Here is a 21,407-nt window from a genome sequence, read left to right on the forward strand (position 1 = left end):
CTCCGAGTCCTGCAGCGTCACCTCGAGCAGACGTAAAGCTCGTTGCCGGACCTCCGGCGGGTACTGACGGGGCATAGCTTCGATCCTCCTATAAAGATCGGAACTAAACCTGGGGTACTTCATGTTGCTGCGGGTGGGGATGTGATCGTCGATTGCGGTAACAACGCGTTGGCGGAGATCGCGGTGCGGATCGGGTGTTCGAAGACGATGGCCGAAAATTACGCGCTGCTCGGCCTCGACCTGCGGTTGCGGCTGCCGTTGACGCGGGCGGCGTTCGCGGCGGGCGGGTTGGATTATGCGCGGGTGGCGAAGATTTCCCGGTCGTTGGGCGGGTTCACTGCGGCCACCGTGGCCGCGGCGGAACCGGAGATTGTTGCTGCGGCGCGGAATCTGTCGCCAGGTCCGTTGGGGTCGGCGATCGAGCAGGTGTTGATCCGCATCGCCCCCGACGAAGTGGCGCAGCGGCGTATCGATGCAACCCAGTGTCGGCGGGTGCGGAAGCGTCGTGATGGTGATCTGGGTGTGTTCGAGGCGGTCCTCTCACCCGAGGAGTGCGAAGCAACGTGGCAACGGATTACGGAGGTGGCCGACACCGTGTGCACACACGATCGCCGGAACAGGCAGTACCGGTTGGTGGATGCGTTTCAAGCGTTGATTCATGGTGAGAACCGGTTGCAATGTAAGTGTGGTCGTGCTGATTGTGTTGCTGCGGAGAAGGTGTCGCAGAAGCGGCGCACTCCGTTGGTGCAAGTCAGTATCGATGTCGCGACGTTGTTGGGGTTGCTGTCGAACCCCGCGTATCTCGAAGGCTACGGTCCGATCGATCCCGCGTTGGCGCGCGAACTTGCGGCCGATGGGACGTGGCAGGCCATGTTGACCGAGGCCCTCGAGATGGCACGGGCGCTTGGCCTTGTCGACGACGACGCCGATCCAGCAGCGCAGGCCACGCCCACGGCTGACGGCGCTGTGGCCGCATCGGACGAAGGTGGCACTGGAGCTGAAAGTGCACCGGTGCAACAGGATTCGGCACCTGTGGGTTCACTCGAATCGGAATCGTCGAATGCCGAATCGACGGAGCAGGATTCGGCCGAGACGCCGGATTCCGATCCGGCCGTGCCTGACGAGCCTGCAGCGACGAAACCACCGCGTGCGTGTGTGTCGGTCTTCCACGGCCGCGGTCAGCGTCGCAAGGCGGGGTGGTTGCCGGAGTTCGGGTCGACACCTGCGCTGTCTGATCCGGCGACGGCGGAATTGTCACCGACAGCGGTAGCCGAACTGGTCGCGAATGCGATCGCGAAAGACCCGCAACTAGCAAACGGGGAACACCCAGACGGGCATGGCGGCCATTCCACACCGCCACCGGGTGCGGTGGACTACAAGCCGGATGCGGAGACGGTGGCGATTGTGCGGGCCCGGGATCGGCATTGCCGATTCCCGGGGTGTCGGGTGCCGGCGAAGAAGTGTCAGGTTGATCATGTGATTCCGTTTCGCCATCACGCCCCGCATGCCGGTGGGTGGACGATCCCGTCGAATCTGCAATGCCTGTGCGCATTTCACCACCAACTCAAGACGATGAAGCTGTGGTCGGCGAAAATGTTGCCCGGTGGGATCATCATCTGGACCACCAGCTACCAGACCACGCACATCACGCTGCCGGATGGCGGAATGACGGCGTCACCACCGGATCCCGATCTGATCCCGAAGATCCGCAACGGACCAGATCGCTAGGAGCCACCAGAAGAGCCGGACGAAGAAGCGCCCTTCTGATGGCGAAAGCCTCAGCGCTTGTTGCGATCTCGCTTCTCGCGAACGCGAACGGACACACGAACCGGACTGCCGTCGAAGTTGAATTCCTCACGCAACCGCCGCTCGATGAATCGGCGGTAGCCGGCCTCGAGGAAGCCGGTCGTGAACAACACGAACGTCGGCGGACGCGTTCCGGCCTGGGTCGCGAACATGATTCGCGGCAACCGACCGCCCCGCATGGGCGGCGGCGTCGCGGCGACCACTTCCTTGAGCCAAGTATTGAGCCGACCCGTCGACACCCGTTTGTCCCACGACTCGAGCGCAGTCTCCAACGCGGGCACCAACTTCTGGACAGCCCTACCGGTCTTCGCCGAGATGTTCACCCGCTGCGCCCACGGCACACGGGAAAGATCGCGGTCGATCTCCTTCTCGAGTTGGTAGCGCCGATCTTCGTCGACCAGGTCCCACTTGTTGAACGCGATCACCAGCGCACGCCCGGCGTCGGCAATCATGCTGAGCACACGCAGATCCTGCTCGGTGAGCGGCTCGGACGCGTCGATCAGAAGAATCACCACTTCGGCCGCTTCGATGGCGCCCTTGGTCCGCAGCGACGCGTAGAACTCGGCACCGCTCGCATGGCTGACGCGCTTGCGCAGACCTGCCGTATCGACGAACCGCCACGTCTTGCCGCCGAGATCGACCAACGAGTCGACGGGATCGACCGTCGTACCGGCAACGTCGTGCACAACGGAACGCTCGTCACCCGAGAGCTTGTTGATCAAACTCGACTTGCCGACATTCGGCTTGCCCACCAACGCAACTCGACGCGGTCCGGAATGCTGACCACCTTCACGAGGAGTCTCCGGCAACACCGCCAACACGTCGTCGAGCAGATCGCCTGTGCCGCGTCCGTGCGTCGCACTCACCGAACGGGGTTGTCCCAGACCGAGAGACCACAGCGACGCCGCTTCCGACTCGCCACGTTCGTCGTCGACCTTGTTGGCCACCAAGATAACTGGCGTCTTCGACCGGCGCAGCACGCGCGCAACGGCCTCGTCGGTGGCTGTCGCTCCCACAACGGCATCGACGACGAGCAAGATCGCATCCGCCGTCTGCATTGCCAACTCGGCCTGCCGAGCTACCGACTGCTGCAACCCTTTTGCGTCCGGCTCCCAGCCACCCGTGTCCTGCACCATGAACTTGCGGCCGGCCCAATTCGCCTCGTACGAGACACGATCGCGCGTCACACCCGGTACGTCCTCGACCACGGCTTCACGACGACCGATGATGCGGTTCACCAACGTCGACTTGCCGACGTTGGGCCGCCCGACCACCGCGAGGGTCGGCATCGGTCGGGCATCGAAGATGTCGCCGTCTGCACCGAGATCGGCTACATCCCAATCCGATTCCTCACTCCAGATGCCGTCGCCCACGTATTCGGTGCCGATTTCCTCGGTCATCGCACTGCTCCAGTCCGCTCACACACAACTTGGTGCAACCGATCGATCACGCCGTCTATGCCCAAATCGCTGGTGTCGACCGTCACCGAATCGTCGGCCGGTCGCAGCGGCGACAATGCGCGAGTCGAATCCAGGTTGTCTCGTCGCTCCACATCCGCGAGGACGGCATCGAAATCGTCGCCACGCCCTTCCGCGATGTTCTGCTCGTTGCGACGCTGTGCACGAGCCTGCGCCGATGCGGTGAGGTAGATCTTGACGTCGGCATCGGGCAGCACGACCGTTCCGATGTCGCGTCCCTCCACAACGATCCGTCCGGCGTTGGACGCCAACTGCCGCTGCAGATCGACCAGCAACTCACGCACCGAGCCGACCGCCGACACCGCGGAAACCGCCTTGGTGACCTCGCCGCCGCGGATCTCGCCCGATACGTCTTCGTCGCCGAGCAGAACAACTTCGGCCGTCGGATCCGTCCCGATCGTCAGCGCCAGATCGACGACGGCAGCCGCAATCGCCTCGGCATCGTCCAACTCGACCCCACTGCGAAGCACCTGCAGTGTCGCCACGCGATACATCGCACCGGTGTCGAGGTAACTGGCGTCGAGTCGTTGCGCCAACTTGCGCGACACGCTCGACTTTCCTGTGCCCGACGGTCCGTCCATTGCCACGATCAATGGGGAGTCGCTCACAGCCCGACCCCCTCGTACAGCTTGCCGATCTCGTCGCGGCCGAGCACGCGAAGCGTTCCCGGTCGCTGCTCCCCCAGCGCCACCGGACCGATGTCCGTGCGTACCAAGCGGATCACCGGGTGATCGACGGCCTCGAGTAGCCGACGCACAATGTGCTTACGACCCTCGTGCAGCACCACCTTGACCAGGGTCTTCCCTTCGCCCATGTCCATGATCGTGAACTGGTCGACCTTCGCAGGCCCGTCCTCGAGCTCAACGCCCGCCTTGAGCTGCTTGCCCACATTGCGCTGAACCAGGCCGTTGACGGTGGCCATATACGTCTTCGACACCTCGTACGACGGGTGCATCAGCCGGTGTGCAAGATCGCCATCATTGGTCACCAGCAGCAAACCTTCGGTGTCGGCATCGAGCCTGCCGACGTGAAACAGTCGCTGACCAGCTGCGATCCGCTCGGCAACGATATCGCCGACGCACGGCCGACCCAGATCGTCCGACATCGTCGACTGCCACCCACGCGGCTTGTTCAACGCCAGGTGCACCAGTTCTTCCTGAATGACGACGCGGGTGCCATCGACGCGAACCACTGCCTTGTTCGGGTCGATCCGAAGACCCTGCTCCTTGACGATCTTCCCGTCGACCTCGACGCGGCCTTCGTCGATCAGCTCTTCGGCGGCGCGACGGGAAGCCACACCCGCCTTCGCGAGCACCTTCTGCAGTCGCACGCCTTCGCCCCACGGCAGCTTGGCGGGACCTGTCGACGACTCCTCGGCGTTCTGGTGCCGGGCCGGCTTCGCATTGCTGAGTTTGGTCGGCTGCGACTGCTTACGTTGGGGCCTCGGCGCCTTGGCCTTGCCGCCGGTGGGCGCAGCCCCTGTGCGGGGCGTGCCTGCCCTCGGTGCTGCTTTCTTCGCTGCTCCAGATTTCGGGGCGCCTGCCTTACGTGCTGCAGGCTTGCCGCCTTGTCTGTTTCTGTCCGGTGTGCCGTCTCGGCGAGCGGGTTTGTTCACAACCTATTTCCTTGTCAATCTTCGGTTTCGAGGTCCGATGCCAGTTCAGGCTCGGATGCCGCGTTCGCCGACTTTCCTTTGTCACGCAATCTGGTGAAACGCGGGTCGGTCTCCAGACTGTCATTTATCTCGTCGATCAGGTCGACATCCGGCAGCAATGGCGCCAGCGGAGGCAAATCGGCGAGCGACGCCAACCCGAGCCGTTCCAGAAACAGCTCGGTAGTGGAGTACATCGTTGCCGAGGTTTCCGAGTCTGCACCCGCCTCGGCGATCAATCCACGAGCCAGCAACGTCCGCATCACACCGTCGACATTGACGCCGCGAACAGCACTGACCCGTGCGCGAGTCAACGGTTGACGGTATGCCACAACGGCCAAAGTTTCCAAAGCGGCGCGGGTCAACTTGGACCGCGCACCATCGAGAAGCATCCGTTCGACATACGGTGCGAACTCGCTGCGCGTATAGAAACGCCACCCGTCGCCCACGTAGCGCAGGTCGATTCCACTGCGTTGCCGAGTCAGATCATCGGACATGGTTCGCAGTGCCATTTCGATCCGCGCCGGGGTGTCGCCGACCGCGGACGACAGCAGCTCAGAGCTGGCCGGCGAGTCGATGACCAGCAACATTGCCTCCAACGCCGACCGCAGTTCGGCGTCATCGAGCGGCTCTGCTTCGACCTGCTCAATCGGCTCGGACTCCGGAATCTCGCTCACTCGTAGTCCTCTTCGACAATGTGGCGCGTGGTGTCCTCGGCGCCGGTCCAACTGACGGACAACTCCCCCAGCGCATCTTCCTGTATGAATTCCACCGCTTTTTCTCGGTAGAGCTCCAACAAGGCCAAGAATCGGCCGACAACCTCGACTGGATGCTCGCAATCGGCGATCAATTCACGAAATGTCGCCCACTTGCCTTCGCCGTGGATCTGCAGCATCGCCAACACCTGCTGCGCCAGCTCCGCGATGGACACCTTGGGCGTGTGCAGGTGACCGAGCCCGACGGTGGGAACGGGTCGTGGACTGAACGCCGTCGCTGCGATCTGTGCGAATTGTGCGGCGCCGACTCCGATCATCACTTCGGGCAGCAACGCTTCGAACCGCTCTTCCAACGACACCGAACGCGGATACCGCCGCAACGCGGCTGCCTCCAGCTCGCCGAACATCAACGCGACCTGCTTGTACGCGCGGTACTGCATCAGCCGGGCGAAGAGCAGGTCGCGCGCTTCCAGCAACGCGAGGTCTTCGGCATCCTCGACGTCCCCCTGCGGCAGCAGCCGGGCAGCCTTGAGGTCCAACAGGGTGGCAGCTATCACCAGGAATTCGGTGGTCTGATCCAGGCCCATCTCGCGACCGAGATTCTTGGTGTAGGAGATGAAGTCGTCGGTCACCGTGTGCAGCGCCACCTCGGTGACATCGAGACGGTGCTGGTTGATCAAGCTCAGAAGCAGGTCGAACGGACCCTCGAAGTTGCGTAGCCGCACCTTGAAGCCCTGCTCCGCACCGGCTTCGGTGTCGCTGACAGGCGCTTGCGCAACAGCGGTCTCGCTCACTTGCCGTTCCGGTGGATGACTTCGCGTGCCAGCGCCCGATATGCCTCGGCCCCACCGGATTTCGGCGCCCAGGTGGTGATCGGCTCGCCCGCGACACTGGTCTCCGGGAATCGAACGGTCCGCGTGATCACGGTGTCGTACACCACGTCACCAAAGACTTCGACCACCCGGGCCATGACCTCGCGAGCATGGAGCGTGCGCGAATCGAACATCGTCACGACGATGCCGGACAGCGACAGTCGCGGGTTCAACCGATCGCGCACCTTGTCGACGGTGTCGTTGAGCAACGCCAGCCCGCGGAGGCTGAAGTATTCGCACTCCATCGGGATGATGACACCGTCGGCGCAGGCCAGCGCGTTGATGGTCAGCAACCCGAGCGAAGGCTGGCAGTCGATCAGCACATAGTCGTAGCGATCGAGCACGGGATGCAGGACGCGACCCAAGGTCTGCTCGCGGCCTACTTCGTTCACCAGCTGAATCTCGGCTGCCGACAGATCGATGTTACTGGGCAGCAAGTCCATGCCGTCGACCCTGGTCCGCATCAGCACGTCGTCGATAGACACCCGCGGCTCGACCAGCAGGTTGTGCACCGTGAGGTCCAGATCATGGTGTGCCACACCGAGTCCCGCGGACAGTGCGCCCTGCGGATCGAGGTCGACCAGCAGTACCCGACGGCCGTACTCGGCCAGCGATGCACCCAGGTTGATGGTCGACGTGGTCTTTCCCACGCCACCCTTCTGGTTGCACATCGCGATGATCTTCGCGGGTCCGTGGCTGGTGAGAGGCGTCGGCTCCGGAATATCTCGCGCCGGACGGCCAGTGGGTCCCAGATCCGGCGTGCTGTGTTCGGGTCCCGCTTTCGCGCCCCACGCAGTACCGTCGACATCCCGCGTCGCGCCGCTCGCCGGCTGATGCGGTGTTGTCACGATCCGGTGCTCCCCTGTCCTGTCTGCACGCCCAATTTCTGATCTAGACGCTACCGTCTCCCCGATCGAACGCGCGGCCGGACACACCCTTTCACTGAGCTCGTGGGTGCGCTCCAGCCCAAACTTCGCGGAGCGAACCGATCGTCACGAGCGTGTAGATCTGCGTCGTCGTCACAGAAGCGTGCCCCAGTAACTCCTGCACCACGCGTACGTCCGCGCCACCGTCCAGCAAGTGTGTCGCAAACGAATGGCGCAGCGTGTGCGGCGAGACGCCGGTCGAGATCCCGGCCCGCTCGGCCGCCGTCTGCAGCACTTGCCACGCACTCTGCCGCGACAGTCGTCCACCGCGCACGTTGAGGAACAAACCATGTTCGCTCCGCGACACCAGAGCCGGACGGCCGCGCACCAGATAGGTGTCGATCGCAGCGACGGCAGGCCGACCGATGGGTACCAGCCGCTGTTTGCCGCCCTTGCCGTCCAGCACGACAGCACGGTTCTCGGTATCGATGTCGTCGACATCGAGACCCACTGCCTCCGAGATGCGCGCACCAGTCGAATACAACAGCTCCAACAGCGCCCGATCCCGCAGCGATCGAGGCCCATCGGTCTCACTCGATCCGCCCGCCGCATCCAACAACGCCAGAACGTCGTCCAGCGGCAGCGATTTCGGTAGCCGCCGCCCCGGCGTCGGTGGCTTCACCGCATGAGCGACATCGGTGGATGCCATACCCTCGGCCGCCGCAAATCGATGCAGACCCCGAACGGCGATCAGTGCGCGTGCGGCCGAACTCGCCGCCAGCGCAGGCAGTTTCGCCTCTTGATCGCCGCGCCGCAATGCCACCACGAATTCGCTGATATCGCTTTCGGCGACCTTGCCGAGCCCGTCGATTCCCCGGTCGGCGAGAAATCCGCAGTACCGCTCCAGGTCGCGGCGATACGAGCTGAGCGTGTTCTTCGCGGCACCGCGCTCGACGGCCAAATGGTCGAGGTAGGTCTGCAGTTGCCGCGCGAGCACGACTACTCCGCGCGATTCGAGGCTGCTGCCTTACGGCGCGCGAAGGCCGTCGGTACGCCGTCCCACGGCGCATCCGCAGGCCGCAACGTCGCACCGGTGCTGCGCGCCGCTGCCAACGCCAGCACGCCCGCAACCGCTGTCGCATTGACGATCTCGCCGTTCAACGTGCCTCGCACGGCGTCGTCGACAGACATCCGCACCAGTTCGATATCGGCTTCTTCGAGTTCGGGTTCGTCGCGATCGGTGTCAGCGAGGCCCTCGGCCAGGTAGATCCGCAGCGCCTCGTCGGTGAAACCGGGAGACAGCGCGATGTCGACCAACACCGACCATCGCTGTGCCGCAAGGCCGGTCTCTTCGGCAAGTTCACGCTGTGCTGCCGCCAGCGGATCTTCACCTGGCTTGTCGATCAAGCCCGCGGGCAGTTCCAAGAGTCGCGCACCGACCGGGTGGCGGTACTGACGAATCAGCACCAACCGATCGTCTGCGTCCAAGGCGGCAACGGCGACGGCACCGTAATGCTCGACCACCTCGCGCTCGGCAACGGAACCACCCGGCATCGCCACCTGATCGAGTCGCAGCGCCAAGATCGCACCGCAGTAGACCGTCTCGGACGCGACGGTCTCGAACCGATGCTCCCCCGGCACAGTCACGACGCTTGTCCCGTGATCGGCTGGTCCTTGAACCGCTGGGGCTCGTCGTCGGCTGCGTTCTCGTCGCCGTGAATGTCGACGGGCAGTCGCTCTGCGGCCTTGTAGCGCAGCGCCGCACTGATGAACGACGAGAACAGTGGATGCGGTCGGGTCGGGCGACTCTTGAGCTCGGGATGTGCCTGCGTAGCAACGAAGAACGGATGCACGTCGGCGGGCAGTTCGACGAACTCGACCAAGTGCCCATCCGGGGAGGTACCGCTGAAACGCAAGCCGCTCTTGGCGATTCGGTCGCGATAGCTGTTGTTCACCTCGTAGCGATGCCGGTGCCGCTCCGACACCGTCTCCGAGCCGTATGCCTGCGCGACCACGGAGCCTTTCGTCAGGGTGGCCGGGTACGCGCCGAGGCGCATGGTGCCGCCGAGGTCGGCTTCACCCGCCACGATCTGCTCCTGATCCGCCATCGTCGAAATCACCGGATGCGCTGTGTCTGGATCGAATTCGGCGGAGTTCGCGTCGTCGAGTCCCACCGCGCGGGCCGCCTCGATCACCACACACTGCAGCCCGAGGCACAGTCCCAGCAGCGGAATGCCTCTGGTACGGGCGTACTTGATTGCACCGAGTTTGCCTTCGATGCCACGAATTCCGAACCCGCCGGGAATCAGCACCGCATCGACATCGCCCAACGCATGCTGGGCACCGCTGGGGGTCTCGCATTCGTCGGACGGCACCCAACGTATCTCCACCTTGGCGCGATGCGCGAAGCCACCGGCCCGCAGTGCTTCGGTCACGGACAGGTAGGCATCGGGCAGGTCGACGTACTTGCCGACGAGCGCGACCTCGACGGTCTCGCGTGGCTCGTGAACACGCGCGAGCAGATCGCCCCAGACTGTCCAATCCACGTCGCGGAACGGCAGTCCCAGCTTCCGAACCACGTACGCGTCGAGGCCTTCGGCGTGCAGCACCTTGGGAATGTCGTAGATGGACGGCGCGTCCGGCGTCGAGATACAGCCGTCGACGTCGACGTCACACATCAGTGCGATCTTGCTCTTGAGCGCCTGCGGCACCTCGCGGTCGCACCGCAGAATCAGCGCGTCCGGCTGAATACCGATGTTGCGCAACGACGCCACCGAGTGCTGCGTCGGCTTCGTCTTCAGTTCGCCCGACGGAGCCAGGTAGGGCACCAAGGACACGTGCAGGAAGAAGACGTTCTCGCGGCCGACATCGTGGCGGACCTGGCGTGCCGCCTCGAGAAACGGCTGCGACTCGATATCGCCGACGGTGCCGCCGATTTCGGTGATGATGACGTCCGGCGTCTGCCCTTGCAGGTCGGGCCCGTTCATCGCGAGGATGCGGCTCTTGATCTCGTCGGTGATGTGCGGGATCACCTGCACGGTGTCGCCGAGGTACTCGCCGCGGCGCTCTTTGGCGATGACCGTCGAATAGACCTGGCCCGTAGTCACGTTCGCGTACCCGGAGAGGTCACGATCGAGGAAGCGCTCGTAATGCCCGACGTCCAAGTCGGTTTCGGCGCCATCTTCGGTGACGAACACCTCGCCGTGCTGGAACGGGTTCATGGTGCCCGGATCGACGTTGAGGTACGGATCCAACTTCTGCATGGTGACGCGCAGTCCGCGCGACGTGAGCAACTGTCCGAGGCTGGATGCGGTCAATCCCTTACCGAGGGAAGAAGCAACTCCACCGCTGACGAAGATGTGCTTGGTGGCGGTACGCGAATGAATGCGTGACTGTGGCAATGCTGCTCCCGTGACGACGCTGCAGGGCTTGGCTCTGAGAGTGGTACTGGGGCCTGCCGTCCCACGGGACTTCACGGTAACACCTGTGCCCGACACCCAGCCAGCGACGCGCCAGGTAAGTCGCCTGCGTCACTGACCGAGCATCGCGATCCGCCGCCCGTCAGTGGGCGAAGATCTGGTCTCCACTCTCCAAGCTCTCCGGCATCGGACCGCTCAACGACTCCAGCCGCGCCGTGTGCTTTCGCAGATCGGCCAACAACAGATCGGCCATGTCGTGCGTCATTCCCGCCCGGACCACCACCCGCAACACGGCGAGGTCGGTGCGGTTGGCCGGATAGGTGTACGCGGGCACCTGCCACCCACGTTCGCGAAGCCGGTCGGATACGTCGAACACCGTGTAGTTCTTCACCGAATTCTTCAGCTTGAACGCGAAGACCGGTAGCTCGTCACCCCTGCTGACCAGCTCGTACGGTCCGATCTTCTCGATTTCCGCAGAAAGGTACTGCGCGATGTCCGAGCTCTGCTGCTGCACCCGCCGGTAGCCCTCGAAGCCCAGGCTGGTGAACATGAAGTACTGGGCAACCACCTCGCTGCCGGGCCGCGAGAAGTTCAACGAGAACGTCGGCATCTGACCGCCGAGGTAGTTCACCTCGAAGATCAAGTCCTTGGGCAGGAACTCGGGGCTGCGCCAGATCGCCCAGCCGACACCGGGATACACCAACCCGTACTTGTGGCCGGATGCGTTGATCGACACCACTCGAGGAATGCGGAAGTCCCAGACCAGGTCCGGCTGGATGAAGGGTGCGACGAAGCCGCCCGACGCGGCGTCGATGTGCAGCGGGATGTCCCAACCCTTCTTCTCCTGGATCTCGTCGAGGGCCGCGGCGATCTCGGTGATGGGCTCGTAGCTGCCGTCGAACGTCGACCCCAACACGGCAGCGACGCCGATCGTGTTCTCGTCGCAGAAGTCCCACAGGCGGTCGGCTGTCAGGTGCAGCTTGTTGCCTTCCAACGGCACCAGGCGCTCTTCGACGTCCCAATAACGCATGAACTTGTCCCAACACACCTGAACGTTGGCACCGGTCACCAGGTTCGGCTTGTCCGTCGGCTTCCCCAGTGCGCGCATCTTCTCGCGCCACCGCCACTTCATCGCGAGGCCGCCGAGCATCACCGCCTCACTGGATCCGGTGGTCGAGCACCCCATCGCGTATTCACCCGACGGCGAGTTCCACAGGTTCGAGATGATGTTGACGCACCGCGCCTCCATCTCCGCTGTCTGCGGATATTCGTCCTTGTCGATCATGTTCTTGTCGGCGGTCTCGGCCATCAACCGAGCCGCCAACGGTGGCATCGACGTCGTGACGAACGTTGCGAGGTTGAGCCGGGCGCTGCCGTCGAGCAAGAGCTCGCTCGATATCATTTCGTACGCGTGCTCGACGCCGCAGCCCTTCGCCTGCAAGAAGAACGTCGGCGCGCGCTGATACGACTCGGACGGGAAGCCGTTCGGTTCCGGATCGGCCGCCGTGGCGCCTGCCGGTGCCGGGTGGGTCGCCGGCGGTGGGGTCGGCTTTGCCGCTTCCGGAATCGGCGCAGGTGTCGGTTCAGGTGGCGGCGCGGGTTTTTCGTGGGGCTTGGGTCGCACCATCCCGAACAATCGACCCGACAGCGCTCCGCCGATCTCGGACGCCTTCGCGATACCGGACGAAATCACCTCTTGCGACGACGTCACGGTCTCGCTGACATTGCCTGACGCCGCGGCGGCGAGGCCACGGTTCACGGCATCGGCGATGTCGTCGGGTAGCACGGACGCTGTCAGCGACGTTCGAGTCGCCCGACGGGTGATCTCCTCGATGCCTGCCTTCTGTACCAAACCCATGGCGATTCCTCCACGATTGTCGACGTGAATCGACCGTACGTCTGTGGCGTCGCCGCCGACGGAGATCGGCTCGAACTCGTTGCGGTCAGCTGGGAGTGGCCCCGACCGTGACCGCCGATGCCTTGGGTCCGGTTCCGTATCGACCGGCCGTGCCGTTGAGCTGCTCCTGCAGTGCCAACGCCGTCGTGATTCGTCCGGCCTCGCGATCGATGTCGTCGATGCTCGACGTGGATGCCGACAGGGCGGCATCGGCGCGCATCACAGCGATCGGCCCGTTGCCGTTGGCCGAACCCGGCCTTCCTGCAAGCACCGTTCCCGCACCGCGAGCATCCATCGCGCCCGCGAAGCGAGCGATCACGGATCCGCGGTTTCCGGTCTCGGCACTCGACGAGTCACCGGTGAGCACGACGGCGAGCTGGGCCGGTTTCACCGAATTGTCGTCGTAGCCGATGAAGCCGCCGCTGCGCAGGGTGTCCAAGGCGAGCGCCATTTCTTCCGGGCTGCTTTGCGGCTCTGCCGATTTCGCGTTCAACTGCAGCACGGCGCCCAGCAGGTCACCGGCGAGGCTGCCCTGATCCACTGCGCCGGTGCGCAATTGGGTTCCTGCGGGAATGACGTTGTTGATCGTGGTCCGCAGCCGATCACCGTTGGTGGAGTCGAGGAATGCGTCCGTCAGCGATACTTTGCCGGTGACCGAGCCGCCCGCCATCCCGATGATTCGGGACACGGCGTCGACGTCGCCGGGATCGGCGTCCGGGGTGGTGAACAGCACTACCGTCCGCTGCGCGAGTGCGTCCTTGACGATTCGTCCTGCGTTGGCCGCATCGAAGCCGTCGGCGGCGCCGAGTTGGCCTTTCATCTGATTGTTCTCGTTCTGCAGTTGATCGACGTTGCCCTGCAGATTCGTCTTGTCATCACGCAGGCCCGAGAGCAGGTCGGATGCAATGGTTTGCGATCCGAGCACTACTCCCAACGCCAGCGCCAGAAAAATGGCCGCAATCGAAATTGCGTGTTGACGCAGTGAAATCACTTGAACAATCCCTGGACCCAAATCGCGAAGCTGTTCCAGGTGGCGATGGCCCAATCGAGCAACTCGGCACCCATGTTGGACGCGATGACGGCCACGATGACGGCGATCAAGGCCGCCATGATCAGCAGCGCGATGGCGCCTCCGGGCACACGGCTGCGGTACAGAGTCGACACCGCTTTCGCGTCGACCAGCTTGGTGCCGACCTTGAGACGCGTCAAGAACGTTGCGGGGTTGCTGTCCCGACGGCCACGATCGAAGAACTCGTCGAGCGATGCGGCGGCACCGACGGTGACGATCAGCGAAGCACCGTGATGGTCGGCCAGTAGCAGCGCGAGGTCGGCCGGACCACCCGATGCCGGGAACGTCATGGCGCCGATGCCCAGATCCTGAATCCGTTCCAGACCATGAGCGTGACCATCGGGGTCGGCCGGAAGAACCACTTCCGCACCGCATTTCAGCGTTGCGCTGGTGATGTTCTCGGGATCGCCGACGATCAGATCGGGTCGGTAGCCCGCCTTCATCAACGTATCTGCACCCGAACCGACACCGATCAGGATCGGCGCGTATTCCTTGATGAACGGCTTCAGATTCTTGAGATCGGCGACATGGTCCGGGCCATCGGCGACGACCACGACGTGGCGGCCCTTGAGCTGCAGATCGATGTCGGGAACGCCGATTCCATCGATCAGCAGCGGACTTTCGGTCCGGATGTACTCGATCGTGTTGCCGGAGAATGCTTCCAGATGCGCAGCGAGACCGGTTCGCGCTTCGATCATGCGGTCCGAGATCGCGGCTTCACTCAGCTCCGTACCGCTGGCGAGTTCGCGCTCCCCCGCGTATACGACGCCCTCGTCGATGCGGACCTTCGAGCCGTCCTTGATCTTCTTGTACCCGTCGGGGCCGACGGAATCGACCAGGGTGATGCCGTTGGCGACGATCACCTCGGGGCCGAGGTTCGGGTATCTACCGGAGATGGACGGAGATGAATTGACCACCGCGAGGACACCGGCCCCGACGAGGGCATCGGCCGTGATCCGGTCGATGTCGAGTTCGTCGATGACCACGATGTCGCCGGGTCCGACGCGTCGCAACAACCTGGCGGTATTGCGATCGACCCTGGCAATGCCGCTGATTCCAGGCAGCGACTCGGTGTTTCGGGAGAGCAATGCCGGCATCTTCATGCACACGATGATGGCGGTCGATGACGTATGGATGGCGGAGGCGCGCCGAATCAATTATCACATCAGTCACATCCGCACCATCGCGGATAGGTACATGTATCCAACGGTTGCAGCAATGACTACGCTCTTCGGGTCAACCGATGAAGGGACCCCGATGGCCAGCTACACCACCGATACCGTGATCGAAGCTCCACGCGACGTGGTCTACGGCATCTTTGCCGACCGCGAGCGCAACGGTGAGTTCTTGCCGGTCACGACCCGACTGAAGACGCCCGGGACCACCGAGCGCCAAGGTGTCGGCGCGGTGCACTTCCTCGGCTTCGGCAACGTCGGAGTCTCCGAGCAGATCACCACGCTGGTGCCGGGCGAGCGCATCGAATACAAGGTGGTGGCAGGCGCGCCGGTCAAGAGCCACACCGGCGTCATCACCTTCGCGGATGCGCCGGGCGGGACGCGCGTGGTGTACACGATGGAATCGATTCCCAAGCTGCCCGTGCCCGCACCGTTGCTGGAATTGGGACTGCGAGCGCTGGTCGGCAGCTTCGTTTCCGGCGCGCGCAAGACCGCAATCAAGCGGGCATCCGCCTGATTCAGGCGCCACGTTCCGCGCTGGCAGTCGCCAGCAGTTCTTCCGCGTGTGCTCGACCGGTCTCGGTGTCGTCCAGACCGGCGAGCATCCGCGCGAGCTCGATGACGCGCTGGTCGTCGGTGAGTGACCGAACACCACTGTTGACCACACCGCGGGTATCGGACTTGTCGACGACCAGGTGGATGTCCGCGAACGCGGCCACCTGCGGAAGGTGCGTCACCACGATCACCTGATGGGTGCGTGACAACCGAGCGAGCCGACGGCCGATCTCCACAGCTGCGCGGCCGCCGACCCCCGCGTCCACCTCGTCGAACACCATGGTGGCGCCCTTCTCCGAGCCTGCCAAGACAACTTCCAACGCCAGCATCACCCTCGACAGCTCGCCACCCGATGCGCTCTTGCTGATCGGGAGTGACTGCGCACCCGAATGCGCGGACAGACGAAACTCCACCTCGTCCACACCGGCCGAGCCCGCATGCAATTCGCGATTCCCGATGGTGAGCGGAGCCGAATCCTGCGACCCCGCAAGCACATCGCGGACATCGACCTCCAGCTTGGCCTTACCCATCGCGAGTCCACCGAGTTCGGTGCTCACAGCTTTGGCAAGCTTGGTTGCGGCCTTGACACGCGCGGCGGTCAGTTTCGTCGCAGCGGCAGCAAGAGCCTCCGCCGTGGCGTCGACCAACTTTGCCAACTCCGCCAACGCATCCGCGGACACGTCGATCTTGGACAGCCGCTCGCGCGCAGTCGCCGCCCACTCGAGCACGCCATCGACATCGGCGGCGTACTTCCGAGTCAGGCTCTTCAGCTCCGACTGACGGGTCAGCAGCGAATCGAGCGCATTCGGATCCGTTGGCAGGTTGGACAGGTAGGAGCCGAGTTCGGCCGACACGTCCGTCACCAGCACGATGGCCTCGTCGAGTCGCGGCCCGAGTGCGTGCAGCGCCGGATCGTCGGCCCCCCCGATGCGCGACCGCGCTGCGCCGAGTAGGTCGAGCGCACCTTCGGCATCGCCGGCAGATTCCGCACCGATATCCGCCGACGCGCCGGCCAGGGCCATTTGGGCACCGACAGCGGCTTCACGCAACGAATCCAGATCGCCGAGCCGCTTGACCTCGACGACGATGCTGTCGTCTTCACCCGATTGCGGTGCAACGGAATCGATTTCGTTGATTCCGTATTGCAACCGGTCCGTCTCCAGCGCGAGTTCGCGACTCTTCTCGGTGCGCTCGATCAGCTCGGTTCGCGCGTCGAGCCATTTCTTTCGTAGCGCGGCGTACTTCTCGAGCAGCGGGCCCACCGAGTCGGCGGCAAACTGATCGAGCGCGCGTCGCTGTTGGTCAGGTCGGAGCAGTCGCAACTGGTCGTTCTGTCCATGGACCGTGAGCAACGGCCCGGTGAAGTCGGAGAGCACACCGGCGGGAACACTGCGCCCGCCGAGGTGAGCGCGCGAGCGGCCGTCGCTGTTCACCGTGCGCAACGCGATCACGCTGCCGTCTTCGTCGCGATCCGCTCCGGCGGATTCGAGAATCCGCCCGACCTCTTCCTCCGCCGCGCTGTTCACATCGTCGGTGGTGAACCGGCCTTCGACGACGGCGCGATCGGCGCCCAGACGCACCCGCCCCGCGTCCGCTCGAGCACCGCTGAGCAAGTGGAGGCTGGTGACCACCATCGTCTTACCCGCACCGGTTTCGCCGGTGAGAACCGTGAGGCCCTCATGGAATTGCGCACTGGCCGAGGCGATCACACCGAGGCCGTCGATCCGAATCTCCGCAAGCACCGCTAGCCCTTCCTTCCGCGCCAGCCGGTCACCGGTAGTTCGAACTTGCGCACCATCCGATCCGCGAACGGTGCGGAATCCAATCGAACCCACCGAACCGGGGTCGCTCCACGAACGGCTTCGACGCGGCCGCCGCGCGGTAGCGACAGCGTGCGTCGGCCATCGAGAAATACCAGCCCCTTGTGACCGTTCGCATCGGTCTCGACAGCGATGACGGACTCCGGGCTGGTCACGAGCGGACGCGCGAACAATGCATGTGCGTTACTCGGAATGACAAGCAGCGCTTCCAGTTCCGGCCACATCACCGGACCGCCCGCTGAGAACGCATACGCCGTCGAACCGGTCGGAGTCGAAATCAGCACACCGTCGCAGCCGAAGGACGAGACCGGACGACCGTCGACTTCGAGAACCACTTCCAGAACGCCGAGACGCGACTCGTTCTCGATGCTCGCCTCGTTGAGGGCCCAGCCACGATCGATCACCTCGTCGTCCAGCGTGACCACCACGTCGATAGTCATCCGATGTTCGATGCGATAGTCGCGGCGCACCACCTGGGCGAGCGCGTCGTCGAGTGACTCGGCTTCCGCCTCGGTGAGGAACCCGACGCGACCGAGGTTGATGCCGAGCACGGGGACAGACGCCGAATGCGCCATCTCGGCGGCTCGCAGCAGTGTTCCGTCGCCGCCGAGAACCAACACGATCTCGCAGCCCGCGGCAACATCGGGACCTGCGTCGACAATGGCGACCTGGCACGTGGTGTCGGCCATCGCCGACTCGAATTGTGTGTGATACGCCTCGTCGGCCAGCACCCGCAGAGCGATGCCTGCGTCACCGAAGATCTGCGCAACACGTTGCGCCGTCTCGGTGATCTCCGCACGACCCGGATGCGCGACAAGCAGAATCTCGCGGCGATCCACCGTGGATCCGCTCATTGTGGCCCCTCCTGCACAGCTCGCTCGATCAAGTTCGACGCGTCCTCGGTCTCGGCCCCTGTGCCCGATTCCGCTCGGAGCCACAGAAAATACTCCACGTTCCCCGAAGGCCCGGGCAACGGGCTCGCTACGGCGCCCACCGTGCGAAGACCGAGCTGCGCAGCGGCACGAGAGACGTCGAGCACCACCTCTGCTCGCAGCGCGGAATCGCGGACGACACCACCGGCACCCACCCGATCCTTACCGACCTCGAACTGTGGCTTCACCATCGGCACCAGATCACCGCCCGGGACAACGCAGCCCGCCAATGCGGGTAGGACCAGAGCCAACGAAATGAACGACAGGTCGGCGACCACCAGATCGACCGGACCGCCGATGGTGTCGACGTCGAGGGTGCGGACGTTGGTTCGGTCGTGGACGTAGACGCGATCGTCGGACTGCAGTTTCCAGACCAATTGCCCGTAGCCGACGTCGACGGCGACAACTTCGCGCGCGCCACGCTCGAGAAGCACGTCGGTGAACCCGCCGGTCGATGCACCGGCATCCAAGCAACGCCGACCCGATACCGCCAATCCAGCGGGGCCGAACGCGTCCAGTGCGCCCAGCAACTTGTGAGCGCCACGAGATGCCCACGACACTTCGTCGGACAGTTCTCGAACCAGCAGCGCTGTTCCAGGCTCCACCGCGGTCGCCGGCTTCTGCGCGACGGATCCGGCAATCAACACCCGTCCCGAACTGATCAACTCGACAGCATGTTCCCGTGACCTGGCCAAACCCCGCCGAACCAGTTCGGCGTCCACGCGCGCCCGCCGAACCACCTCAGATCTTGTCCACGGTCGCCAAGGCGCGCACCAAAACGTCGTGTGCCTGCTCGAGCACCCGCGCCTGATGCGGAATCTGATCTTGCTCGAGGGTCTGCGCGTCGGCTGATGGCACGTGCAGCTGGTCGAGCAGGTCAGCGACCTCGCCCTGAATGCGTTCTGGGTCGGCGAAATTCTGCGGATCCGCTGCGGTCTGAGCGCCGTCGTCGCCACCGTGGCCGTGCACGTGCAGACGATTCTGCAGGTGTTGTCCGGGGCGTGGCATTGGCATGTTCATCGGCCCCAACGCTAGCCGATTTCGGTCTGCCTTGCTCGCAGGGAACCGCGCGCTCAGGCTCGCGTGTTCCATTGCACAACTGCCTGTTCTGCAGCACTGTCCGCCGGTGCCACGCGCCGGAAGCCTGCGTGATTCCACGCAACGCGAGCGGTGGCGAGCAGCGCGGCCGAGGCGTCACCGCTTCCGCTCAGCACGAGGTCGGAACCGTCGAGCTCGACGTGCCAACCCGAAGGACCCGCGTCGGCAGGTTGATTCAGCGCGTCGAGGGACAGAGCGAGATAGGTGGGGCGCTCGGACGGTGCTGCGCCCAGGAGATCGTCGGCAGTACTGACACCGGTGAGTACCAGCAGTGAGTCGAGCTTCACCTCGTTTGCACCGGCGATGTCAGTATCCAACCGATCGCCGACGACCAGGCAGTTTCGAGAACCGCAGCGCTGCAACGCATCTTCGAGCAACGGCGCGGCCGGCTTTCCTGCCACGATCGGCTCCGACAGCGTCGCCACCCGCAGTGCCGCAACCATCGCACCGTTGCCTGGAGCGAAGCCGCGTTCGGTCGGCAGCGTCGTGTCGGTGTTGGCGGCGACCCAGAGTGCGCCTGCTCGGATCGCGTACGCCGCTTCGGCAAGGATCGACCAGTCGGTCGCGGTCGAATGACCCTGCACAACAGCCTTCGGCAGATCGTCGGCGGCGCGGGTCGGTGTCAGCCCAACGGCTCGAACCTCGTCGGCGAGTGCATCGGTACCGACGATCAGCACGGCGTCACCCGGCTCGAGGTGTTCTGCGAGTAGTCGTGCCGCCGCTTGCGAGCTGGTCACGACATCGGACTCGGCCGCATCGAAACCCAGATCAGAAAGATGCTGGGCTACGTCGGCGGGACTGCGACTCGCATTGTTGGTCACATATAGTCGGCGTTGCGCGCTCGAAGAAAGCGCATCGACTGCGCCCGGAACCACATCGTTTCCACGATAGAGCGTGCCGTCGAGGTCAAGCAACAGTGCGTCGTACGGATCTCTCAGGCGAGCGACCACAGTCACTGACCGCCTCCGGAGAGCTCCTCCACCCGTTCTTCGGCGTCGGTTTCGCCATCCTCGTCTGCTGCGGCGGAGTTCAGGAACCACTTCACGCCGTCGTCGATTCTGCCCGCAGCAACGAGCGCGTCGGCGTACGCGTAGAAGAGACGCGCCGAGCTGGGGCCGGACTTCGATACATCGAGTTCTGGGGTCTGCAGCGTGACGACTGCTTGATCGAACTGACCGAGGTCCATCCGAGCGCCGGCAACCACGATCCGCAGTTCGGTCGCGTCGTCGCCGGTCAGGAGGCGAGCCTCGTCGCTGCGGCCGAGCTCGATTGCCCGTTCCGGCCTGCCGAGACCGCGCTCGCAATCAGCCATCACAGCCAAAAGCCCAGGGCCGCCTGCCATTCGGCGCGATGCACGCAGTTCAGACAATGCCTCGGCCCATTCACCTGCGTGATATGCGGTGACGCCCGCGGTCTCGCGAACAACGGCGATACGGCCTGCACGTTGACGTGCTGCGCGGGCATGCGCGAGCGCGAGACGCGGATCGTCCTCGACGAGCTCGCTCGCCATCACCAGATGCCGGGCGACAGCCTCGGCGTTGGATTTGTCGAGGCTCAACAGATCCCGACGAACCGTAGGGTCCAGATCGCTCGCTTGTACTTCTTCGGGTAGATCGGGTTCTTCCGGACGTGGTGGTCGGCGCGCGCCGGAATCGCTCGGCCGACCGGCGCCGCCACCGAAGGTGCCTTCACCGCCGCGACGACGCGGAGCGTCGGGGCCGGATCCACGTTGGCCACCGCCCTGTCGATTGCCACCGCCCTGTCGATTGCCGCCCGAACCTGCGCCACCACCCTGACGCGGGGGCTTGCCACTACGGAACGACTTGCGATCACCGCTGCTGTCCGTCAATGCAATTCCCTTTCACGACAGGCATTTACGCCAGAAATGACGAAAGGGGACCCAGTAGTCTGGGTCCCCTTTCGTTTAATTTATGTTCGGCGGTGTCCTACTCTCCCACACCCTGGCGGGTGCAGTACCATCGGCGCTGACAGGCTTAGCTTCCGGGTTCGGGATGGGTCCGGGCGTTTCCCTGTCGCTATGGCCGCCGTAACT

At 64.4% G+C, this 21,407-nt stretch carries 20 protein-coding genes and 1 rRNA gene; 2 read left to right on the forward strand and 19 right to left on the reverse strand.

The features are described 5' to 3' along the window. The first annotated feature begins 141 nt into the window (after nt 1-141). Nucleotides 142-1,728, forward strand: a complete 1,587-nt coding sequence (locus tag FOY51_RS26620; RefSeq protein WP_187776488.1) for an HNH endonuclease signature motif containing protein — start codon at nt 142-144, stop codon at nt 1,726-1,728. 50 nt (nt 1,729-1,778) lie between these two features. Here the strand turns inward: FOY51_RS26620 and der are convergent, their stop codons facing one another. The 12 genes from der to steA all read right to left on the reverse strand — a co-directional run bounded on the left by der (nt 1,779) and on the right by steA (nt 14,877). Continuing rightward, nucleotides 1,779-3,206, reverse strand: coding sequence for a ribosome biogenesis GTPase Der (gene der / locus FOY51_RS26625; protein ID WP_149433292.1), 1,428 nt, complete (start codon nt 3,204-3,206; stop codon nt 1,779-1,781). After that, on the reverse strand, nt 3,203-3,892 hold the full coding sequence (cmk, locus tag FOY51_RS26630; RefSeq protein ID WP_149433293.1) for a (d)CMP kinase: 690 nt from the start codon (nt 3,890-3,892) through the stop codon (nt 3,203-3,205). The genes der and cmk overlap by 4 nt, the downstream gene beginning before the upstream one ends. After that, complete coding sequence (locus FOY51_RS26635; protein ID WP_149433294.1) at nt 3,889-4,899, reverse strand: pseudouridine synthase; 1,011 nt, start codon at nt 4,897-4,899, stop codon at nt 3,889-3,891. Before FOY51_RS26635 ends, cmk begins: the two co-directional genes overlap by 4 nt. 14 nt (nt 4,900-4,913) lie before the next feature. Next, nucleotides 4,914-5,612 carry an SMC-Scp complex subunit ScpB gene (gene scpB, locus FOY51_RS26640; RefSeq protein ID WP_149433295.1) on the reverse strand — a complete coding sequence of 233 codons (699 nt, stop codon included), beginning with the start codon at nt 5,610-5,612 and terminating at the stop codon, nt 4,914-4,916. Next, on the reverse strand, nt 5,609-6,445 hold the full coding sequence (locus FOY51_RS26645; protein WP_149433296.1) for a segregation and condensation protein A: 837 nt from the start codon (nt 6,443-6,445) through the stop codon (nt 5,609-5,611). The genes scpB and FOY51_RS26645 overlap by 4 nt, the downstream gene beginning before the upstream one ends. Next, on the reverse strand, nt 6,442-7,371 hold the full coding sequence (locus FOY51_RS26650) for a ParA family protein (protein ID WP_235916808.1): 930 nt from the start codon (nt 7,369-7,371) through the stop codon (nt 6,442-6,444). The genes FOY51_RS26645 and FOY51_RS26650 overlap by 4 nt, the downstream gene beginning before the upstream one ends. A 91-nt stretch (nt 7,372-7,462) precedes the next feature. Then, a complete protein-coding gene (xerD, locus tag FOY51_RS26655; protein ID WP_149433297.1) occupies nt 7,463-8,386 on the reverse strand; it encodes a site-specific tyrosine recombinase XerD in 924 nt (307 codons plus the stop codon). A gap of 2 nt (nt 8,387-8,388) precedes the next feature. Further along, nucleotides 8,389-9,036 (reverse strand): NUDIX domain-containing protein, encoded by a 648-nt coding sequence (locus FOY51_RS26660; protein ID WP_149433298.1) that lies wholly within the window; start codon nt 9,034-9,036, stop codon nt 8,389-8,391. After that, nucleotides 9,033-10,790 carry a CTP synthase gene (pyrG, locus tag FOY51_RS26665; RefSeq protein ID WP_149433308.1) on the reverse strand — a complete coding sequence of 586 codons (1,758 nt, stop codon included), beginning with the start codon at nt 10,788-10,790 and terminating at the stop codon, nt 9,033-9,035. The genes FOY51_RS26660 and pyrG overlap by 4 nt, the downstream gene beginning before the upstream one ends. 160 nt (nt 10,791-10,950) lie before the next feature. Next, complete coding sequence (gene gad / locus FOY51_RS26670; RefSeq protein ID WP_149433299.1) at nt 10,951-12,666, reverse strand: glutamate decarboxylase; 1,716 nt, start codon at nt 12,664-12,666, stop codon at nt 10,951-10,953. A gap of 85 nt (nt 12,667-12,751) precedes the next feature. Next, nucleotides 12,752-13,696 (reverse strand): copper transporter, encoded by a 945-nt coding sequence (locus FOY51_RS26675; RefSeq protein WP_149433300.1) that lies wholly within the window; start codon nt 13,694-13,696, stop codon nt 12,752-12,754. Next, complete coding sequence (steA, locus tag FOY51_RS26680; protein ID WP_149433301.1) at nt 13,693-14,877, reverse strand: putative cytokinetic ring protein SteA; 1,185 nt, start codon at nt 14,875-14,877, stop codon at nt 13,693-13,695. The genes FOY51_RS26675 and steA overlap by 4 nt, the downstream gene beginning before the upstream one ends. A 154-nt stretch (nt 14,878-15,031) precedes the next feature. Between steA and FOY51_RS26685 the strand changes: the two genes are divergently transcribed. Continuing rightward, the gene (locus FOY51_RS26685; protein WP_149433302.1) at nt 15,032-15,466 is read left to right on the forward strand and encodes an SRPBCC family protein; all 435 of its coding nucleotides are present in this window, start codon (nt 15,032-15,034) and stop codon (nt 15,464-15,466) included. Between the two features lies 1 nt (nt 15,467). On the opposite strand, the gene recN is transcribed toward FOY51_RS26685, so the two are convergent. The 7 genes from recN to rrf all read right to left on the reverse strand — a co-directional run bounded on the left by recN (nt 15,468) and on the right by rrf (nt 21,404). Next, complete coding sequence (recN, locus tag FOY51_RS26690; protein ID WP_149433303.1) at nt 15,468-17,246, reverse strand: DNA repair protein RecN; 1,779 nt, start codon at nt 17,244-17,246, stop codon at nt 15,468-15,470. A gap of 2 nt (nt 17,247-17,248) precedes the next feature. After that, nucleotides 17,249-18,178, reverse strand: coding sequence for an NAD kinase (locus tag FOY51_RS26695; RefSeq protein WP_149433304.1), 930 nt, complete (start codon nt 18,176-18,178; stop codon nt 17,249-17,251). Beyond that, the gene (locus tag FOY51_RS26700) at nt 18,175-18,996 is read right to left on the reverse strand and encodes a TlyA family RNA methyltransferase (RefSeq protein WP_149433305.1); all 822 of its coding nucleotides are present in this window, start codon (nt 18,994-18,996) and stop codon (nt 18,175-18,177) included. Before FOY51_RS26700 ends, FOY51_RS26695 begins: the two co-directional genes overlap by 4 nt. Nucleotide 18,997: 1 nt before the next feature. Beyond that, entirely contained in the window at nt 18,998-19,276 is a 279-nt protein-coding gene (locus tag FOY51_RS26705; RefSeq protein ID WP_187776489.1) for a hypothetical protein, read from the reverse strand. Nucleotides 19,277-19,329: 53 nt separating this feature from the next. Next, nucleotides 19,330-20,310, reverse strand: coding sequence for an HAD-IIA family hydrolase (locus tag FOY51_RS26710; protein ID WP_235916809.1), 981 nt, complete (start codon nt 20,308-20,310; stop codon nt 19,330-19,332). After that, complete coding sequence (locus FOY51_RS26715) at nt 20,307-21,203, reverse strand: tetratricopeptide repeat protein (RefSeq protein WP_149433306.1); 897 nt, start codon at nt 21,201-21,203, stop codon at nt 20,307-20,309. The genes FOY51_RS26710 and FOY51_RS26715 overlap by 4 nt, the downstream gene beginning before the upstream one ends. Nucleotides 21,204-21,287: 84 nt before the next feature. Then, nucleotides 21,288-21,404, reverse strand: a 5S ribosomal RNA gene (gene rrf, locus FOY51_RS26720). Nucleotides 21,405-21,407 lie beyond the last annotated feature (3 nt).

The organism is Antrihabitans cavernicola (assembly GCF_008297975.1).
GTDB classification, from domain to species: domain Bacteria; phylum Actinomycetota; class Actinomycetes; order Mycobacteriales; family Mycobacteriaceae; genus Antrihabitans; species Antrihabitans cavernicola.

Bases quoted from the DNA above. Each gene is read 5' to 3' on its own strand.
- der (WP_149433292.1), bottom strand. From the start codon at position 3,206: ATGACCGAGGAAATCGGCACCGAATACGTGGGCGACGGCATCTGGAGT.
- gad (WP_149433299.1), bottom strand. From the start codon at position 12,666: ATGGGTTTGGTACAGAAGGCAGGCATCGAGGAGATCACCCGTCGGGCG.
- steA (WP_149433301.1), bottom strand. From the start codon at position 14,877: ATGAAGATGCCGGCATTGCTCTCCCGAAACACCGAGTCGCTGCCTGGA.
- FOY51_RS26685 (WP_149433302.1), top strand. From the start codon at position 15,032: ATGGCCAGCTACACCACCGATACCGTGATCGAAGCTCCACGCGACGTG.
- FOY51_RS26695 (WP_149433304.1), bottom strand. From the start codon at position 18,178: ATGAGCGGATCCACGGTGGATCGCCGCGAGATTCTGCTTGTCGCGCAT.
- FOY51_RS26705 (WP_187776489.1), bottom strand. From the start codon at position 19,276: ATGAACATGCCAATGCCACGCCCCGGACAACACCTGCAGAATCGTCTG.